6 protein-coding genes are annotated in these 6,038 nt (G+C 55.5%); all 6 read left to right on the top strand.

Annotation, left to right across the window (positions count from 1 at the left end):
* The first annotated feature begins 261 nt into the window (after positions 1–261).
* The 6 genes from P1P89_21645 (at position 262) to P1P89_21620 (ending at position 5,743) form a co-directional block, all read left to right on the top strand.
* Complete coding sequence (locus P1P89_21645) at positions 262–444, top strand: hypothetical protein (protein ID MDF1594122.1); 183 nt, start codon at positions 262–264, stop codon at positions 442–444.
* Complete coding sequence (locus P1P89_21640; protein ID MDF1594121.1) at positions 428–1,645, top strand: glycosyltransferase family 39 protein; 1,218 nt, start codon at positions 428–430, stop codon at positions 1,643–1,645. Before P1P89_21645 ends, P1P89_21640 begins: the two co-directional genes overlap by 17 nt.
* Complete coding sequence (locus P1P89_21635) at positions 1,638–2,357, top strand: glycosyltransferase family 2 protein (protein ID MDF1594120.1); 720 nt, start codon at positions 1,638–1,640, stop codon at positions 2,355–2,357. Before P1P89_21640 ends, P1P89_21635 begins: the two co-directional genes overlap by 8 nt.
* Positions 2,358–2,673: 316 nt before the next feature.
* Complete coding sequence (locus tag P1P89_21630; GenBank protein MDF1594119.1) at positions 2,674–3,693, top strand: tripartite tricarboxylate transporter substrate-binding protein; 1,020 nt, start codon at positions 2,674–2,676, stop codon at positions 3,691–3,693.
* A gap of 24 nt (positions 3,694–3,717) precedes the next feature.
* Positions 3,718–4,170, top strand: coding sequence for a tripartite tricarboxylate transporter TctB family protein (locus P1P89_21625; protein ID MDF1594118.1), 453 nt, complete (start codon positions 3,718–3,720; stop codon positions 4,168–4,170).
* A gap of 43 nt (positions 4,171–4,213) precedes the next feature.
* On the top strand, positions 4,214–5,743 hold the full coding sequence (locus tag P1P89_21620; protein MDF1594117.1) for a tripartite tricarboxylate transporter permease: 1,530 nt from the start codon (positions 4,214–4,216) through the stop codon (positions 5,741–5,743).
* The last annotated feature ends 295 nt before the right edge of the window (positions 5,744–6,038 follow it).

Raw genomic sequence — 6,038 nt, 5'->3', positions numbered from 1 at the left:
ACAGGGTGTCTTGGCTCCTCCATAACCGCATACTACACCATGTGGTCGGTTGAGTAAAGTGCATACCCACTTTTATCAATCGTTCAAGACCAAACAATGAATTTGGCCGAAACGGCCGCAGCATTGCGGTGCTTTAAAAAGAGCGAAACTTGACAACCCGGGGCGCGGCTGCTATTTGGGTAATAATTGGCATCATGACCGAAAACCTCCATCCGGCAAAGTATACCTTATGGCAGCCGAACTGGGTTTAGATGTGAATGAATGGATCGACCAGATCCAGACCCGACTGCAGGCCAGGGCTTGGTAGAGCGGGCATCAATAACAAGCGACGCCAAATCCTTCGGTTCGAAGGTTTTGTGGTTTGTCGCTTTCCTGACGGTGGCCGCCTTTTGGATCCGGTGCGCTTACATCCAGGACGCTGCCCCGGTTGAAAACCTCATTTAAAGACGCCCGCCAATACGCCGATTACGGGTTCAATCTAGCCCAGCACGCCACGTTTTCCCTCGAACGCAATTCACCGGCGCCCAAGCCGGACTCGTTCCGGTCACCCGGATATCCGCTGCTGATCGCCCTGTCCATCCAGGCCGGCGGAGACCGGGGATTTTACCCCCTGATGCTTTATGTCCAAGCCGTCTTCGGTGCGTTGACGGTGCTGCTCACGTTTTTTCTCTGCCGGCGTTTTATGCCATCGTGGGCGTCCCTGACCGCCGCCGGTCTTGTGGCTATCTGCCCGCACCTGATTGTCATGACTTCGTACCTGTTGACGGAAACCCTTTTCGGGTTTCTGCTGCTGGCCGCCCTGGTTTGCTTCCAATCGGCTTTTGCCAAGCGGGGAACGCTCTTTTTTTTATTTGGCGGGATACTGTTCGGCAGCGCCTACCTGGTAAACGAAGCGGTTTTATTTCTGCCGTTTCTGCTGGCGGGGTTGTCCTTCGGGTATTATTACCGCCGCAGGGAAATTAAATCCATTCAGCAATGCTGCGTTTTTTTAGGGGTTTTCCTGTTGTTTCCCCTTGCCTGGAATCTTCGCAATAATCTGACGGTTCCCGCTGACGCCCCCAAGGCATCGGACAGAGCCGTCGCCACGCTCAGTCACGGCGCTTACCCAAATTTTATATACAAAGACCCGCGCTTTTTCCGTTTTCCATACCGGGAAGACCCCCAGCAGCCCGCCTTTGGCGCGTCATTTGAAAATTTCAGGCGGATTTTGTGGGAACGCGCCAAACAAAGGCCCTTTGCCTATCTGAAATGGTATTTTATCGGCAAACCCTACTATCTTTGGCGTTGGGATATCATCCAGGGTGTGGGGGATGTCTACATTTATCCGACGGCAACCTCCCTCTACCGTCGATCGTTTGCCGCCGACCTGTCCCGTTTCGGTATAAAGTGCCTGCACCCGCTTCTGCTGATTCTGGCCTTGTCAGGCCTTTTTCTTATCATCGCCGCCGCTTGGCGCAGGGAAAATATTTTTTCGTCTCTGCCGGTTTTCCTTTTTGCAGGGTTGATCTATTTTACATTCCTGTATATGATATTTGCTCCGTGGCCGCGCTACTCCATACCGCTGCGGCCGGAGCTTTATGCTGCGGCGCTCTGGTCACTGCACTCCATCAGAACCTATTTCAGGCGCAAAGGAAGCTATGAATGAATCGGGATTTTCAGTTGATCATTTTCTGTTGAGCATCGTCATGCCGGTGTTCAACGAAAAGGCAACGGTTGCCGAAACCCTGCGGGCGGTTCTGGCTGTGCCGTATCGTAAGGAAATCATTGTGGTGGACGACGGGTCGACGGACGGCACCCGGGAAGTCCTGCAAGGGCTTCAGAATCCCAAAATCAGCGTTTTTTTGCACGAACGCAACACGGGCAAAGGGAGCGCCTTGCGAACCGGTTTTTCAAAAGCCGGCGGCGATATCATCCTGATCCAGGATGGGGACCTGGAATATGATCCGGCCGAGTATCCGGTGCTGCTCCAGCCGATCCTCAGCGGCAAAGCCGATGTGGTCTACGGTTCAAGGTTCAGCGGGCACGGCGCTCACCGCGTGCTCTACTTCTGGCATTTTGTCGGCAACAAAATTTTGACAACCCTTTCCAATGTGTTTACCGACATCAATCTGTCGGATATGGAAACCGGTTTCAAGGTATTTACCCGGCAGGCGCTTGCAGGGATTACCATTGAAGAAGACCGCTTCGGATTCGAACCGGAAATTACTGCAAAAATTGCGAAGATAAAGGGGATCCGGATCTACGAGGTCCCCATATCCTATCATGGTCGAACCTACCAGGAAGGCAAAAAAATAAACTGGCGTGATGGTGTCTGGGCGCTCTGGTGCCTGCTGAAATACAACTTTTTTAAAAAATGAGGAAAGCCGCACGGGTCAGTCAAGACCAAACAGTGGTTTTTGCCAAAACAGCCGCAACGCAGCGGTGCTTTAGAAAAAGCGGTGCTTGACAACCCGGCTTTCGGCTGCTATCTGATTAACCATTAGCACCCTGATCGAACTCTCTCACATTTTCGGGTTTGCCGTGTTGCTGAATACATTCAAGATTTTTTGATCTATTCGCTTTCAAGAAACGAGTTCCTGTCATTTAATATAAACGGAAGAACATGAAATTCCGGAAGTCAGATTGCTTGTCCCTAAGTAATTGGCAACCAGGAGAAAAAAGGAGGATCATCTCATGAAAAAACGACTTTCGACTCTCGTTGTGGCCTGTGTCCTTATGGTGCTCGTTTTTGCGCCAAGTGTGATGGCGGCTCCGAAGTACGCCAATGTCAAAATGCCGTCCACGATCCGCGTGATCGTCTCTTACAACGCCGGGGGATCCAGCGATGCGCTGGCCCGGATGACGCTGCCCTATTGGGAGAAGGCGATTCTGGAGCTCACCGGCAGCAAGGTGAACGCCGTCGTCGTCAACCTCCCCGGCGCCGGAGGAGAAATCGGCTGGACCAGTCTTGCCCACACCCAGAAGGATGGTTCGACCATCGGCGTCATCAATCTGCCGGCTGTCCCGCTCGTTGAGGCCGCCCGCAAGGCCGGATTCTCGCCGTGGCTCGAGAAATTCGCACCGCTGGGCGTCAACGTGATTGACCCCAACGTCATCCGCCTGGCCAAAAGCTCCAAATATGGCTCGTTGAAGGAAGCCCTCGCGGCTGCCAAGGCCAAACCCGGCTCAGTGACCGTGGGCGCCGACGGACCGCTCTCTGATGACCATCTGGCCATGTATGCCGTGGCGCAGAAGGCGGGGGTGGAGTTTTCGTTCATTCCGTATGCCGGCGGGGCCCCGGCCAATCGCGCCCTACAGTCCGGAGAGGTGGATATCGCCATTGGAAACGTCTTTGACCATATCCAGACCAAGGATTCGCAGAAGGATGCCGCCATCCTGTGGTCATCCCGTTATGAACTGATTCCGGACGTTCCCACCATCAAAGAAGCCCTGGGCCTTGACCTGGGTGAACTGGGTTCGACCCGCGGCTTTGCCGTCGTGTCCGGTGCGCCCAAAGACCTTATCGAGGTCTACCAGGAAGCTTTCAGAATCAGTTTCAACGATGCCGACTATCTTGAAAACGCCAAAAAGCGGAACATCACCGTTGTGGAACCCCAGATCGGAGAACGGTTCGGAAAGACCATGAAGGAACAGCAGGCGCTGGTGGGTGATCTCATCCAGTACTTCATCAAGGGCGGATACATCAAGAAATAGTATCTTAGATAACCGGGAGGAGAAATGACACGGTGGCCAAAGGGGGCTGAAGCCCGAGACGCAATTTCGGCGATCGTCTTTCTGGTGATCAGCATTGTCGGGTTCGTGGCGGCGCTTGATTTTCCAAAGCGGGCCGCCAATTGGCCCCTGTGGATGTGGGGGTTGTTGGGGGTCTTCAGCCTGGGCTTGCTTGCCGGAAGTTTGCGGCCGCGGCCGGTCGGCAAAACCGAAAAAAAGGATCCGGCAACTTTCAGGCGCTCGTTCGTCAATGTCGCCTTGATCGCCGCCTTTGCGGTTTCGGTGCCTATTTTGGGTTTCTTCACGGCAACCGGAATCTATATCATCGTCCACATGACGTATTTGGGTGTCCGGCCGTTTTCGCTGGTTCTTGCGGTGACGGCCGGAGGCCTTCTTTTCCTCTACTTCTTTTTCGGTTTTGTATTGGGAGTGCCCGTCCCCCACGGCCTGCTTTACTGAGATCGGTCCGGGTCGCCTCCCGCGACACAAAAGGATTCACGGAATGTTTGATCAGATTTTGAATGGAGCGATCGTCGCCTTTCAGTTTCAACATCTTCTGCTTGCGTTCGGAGGCGCGGTTCTGGGAACCATCCTCGGCGCCATGCCGGGCATCTCGGCGACCCTGGGGATCGCCCTGCTCGTTCCCTTCACCTTCGACATGTCGTCGGTTGCCGCCCTGATCTTTCTGGGCGCCGTCTACTGCGGCGCCATATATGGCGGCTCCATTGCCGGCATCCTGATCAACGTGCCGGGCACGCCTGCTGCCGTCGCCACCATGCTGGACGGCTACCCGATGACCCAGCAGGGCAAGGGCGGACTCGCTCTGGGCACGGATATCTGTTCGTCTTTTGTCGGCGGACAGGTGAGCACCATTTTTCTGTTGTTCGGCGCGCCGATCGTGGCATCGGTTGCGCTGGAAATTCGTTCGGCGGAGTTCTTCTGGATCGTGATCTTTGCCATGAGCACCATCGGGGCCATCGGCGCCGGATCCCCGATCAAGGGATTGATGGCCGGTATCCTGGGGTTGGTCATCGGTACCGTCGGCATGCACCCGATGACCGGGACGCTTCGCTACGCCTTCGATCAGCCCGCGCTGTACGAGGGAGTTCCGGTCATTGTCGCACTGGTCGGCCTGTTTTCCATTTCCCAGGTCCTGATTCTGGCGGAAGGACAGGGCATGGACACACAGCTTCACATCCCGCGCATCGGACGAATATGGCCGGGGTGGGCGACGCTGTGGTCGCTCAAGGGGTGCATGATCCGCTCATCTCTGATCGGCACCGCGGTCGGGGTCGTTCCCGGGGCCGGGGCCGACATTGCAGCCTTTATCGGCCGCAGTGAAGCGCGGCGCGTCTCAAAGACGCCGGAGATGTTTGGAAAGGGCGCCATCGAGGGGGTGTGCTCCGCCGAGGCGGCCAACAACGGCGTGGTGGGAGGCAGCCTGATTCCCATGCTCACCCTGGGCATTCCCGGCAATGCCGTTACCGCGGCGCTCCTGGGTGGACTTCTGATCCATGGGTTGATCCCCGGGCCGCATCTTTTCCGGGATGCGCCCGACGTGCTCTATCCCTTCATCTTCAGTCTGTTCCTGGCCAATGCCTTTTTTGCGGTGGCCGCCTTCGGCGGCATGCGCTGGGTGGCCAAAGTGGTGCTGGTGCCCCAGGGGATCATCGCCCCGATGGTTACGGCGCTCGCCGTTATCGGCGCCTACTCGTTCCGAAACATGGTTTTCGACATCGGGATTACGCTTGTGCTGGGCTTCATCGGCTACATCCTCAGAAAGGCCCGATTTCCTCTGGCGCCCATCATCCTCGGCATCATCCTCGGCCCCCTGGCGGAGGAGAACCTGGACCGCGTCATTACCCTGGCCGCTGCCCACGACATGTCGGTCTTCGGCTTTTTCCTGAGCCGAACGCTGACCGTGGTCCTGATGGTGATGACCCTTGCCGCCATCGTCTATTCCTTCTACCGGGACTACAAGCGCCGTCAGATGCTTAAAGAGGCCGGCATTTCCCTGGATGATGAAGACTGAAGGAACGCACACCTCGACGCCCGATTCTGCGGCAACTTCCATAAAGCTGGGGTGCTTTAGCAAACGCGGCGGGAAAAGCGGTGATTGACTACCCGATGCGCTTCTGATATCTGAATAAAAATTGCCACAGTAACCGAAAAGCACCCGTATGTCGGGGTTTTCTTGTTGTTGGATACAATGAACACGCTTTTCGATACATCCGCTTTTGCCAAAAGATTTGGGTGCGGCTCTTTTAAAACGACCCTATAAAGTAGTAATAATAGCGAGTTAGACAGTTTATGGACCCAAGCATTGA

The sequence above is a fragment of the Desulfobacterales bacterium genome, from assembly GCA_029211065.1.
GTDB lineage: Bacteria > Desulfobacterota > Desulfobacteria > Desulfobacterales > JARGFK01 > JARGFK01.
This window is presented reverse-complemented; position numbering and strand designations above follow the sequence as displayed.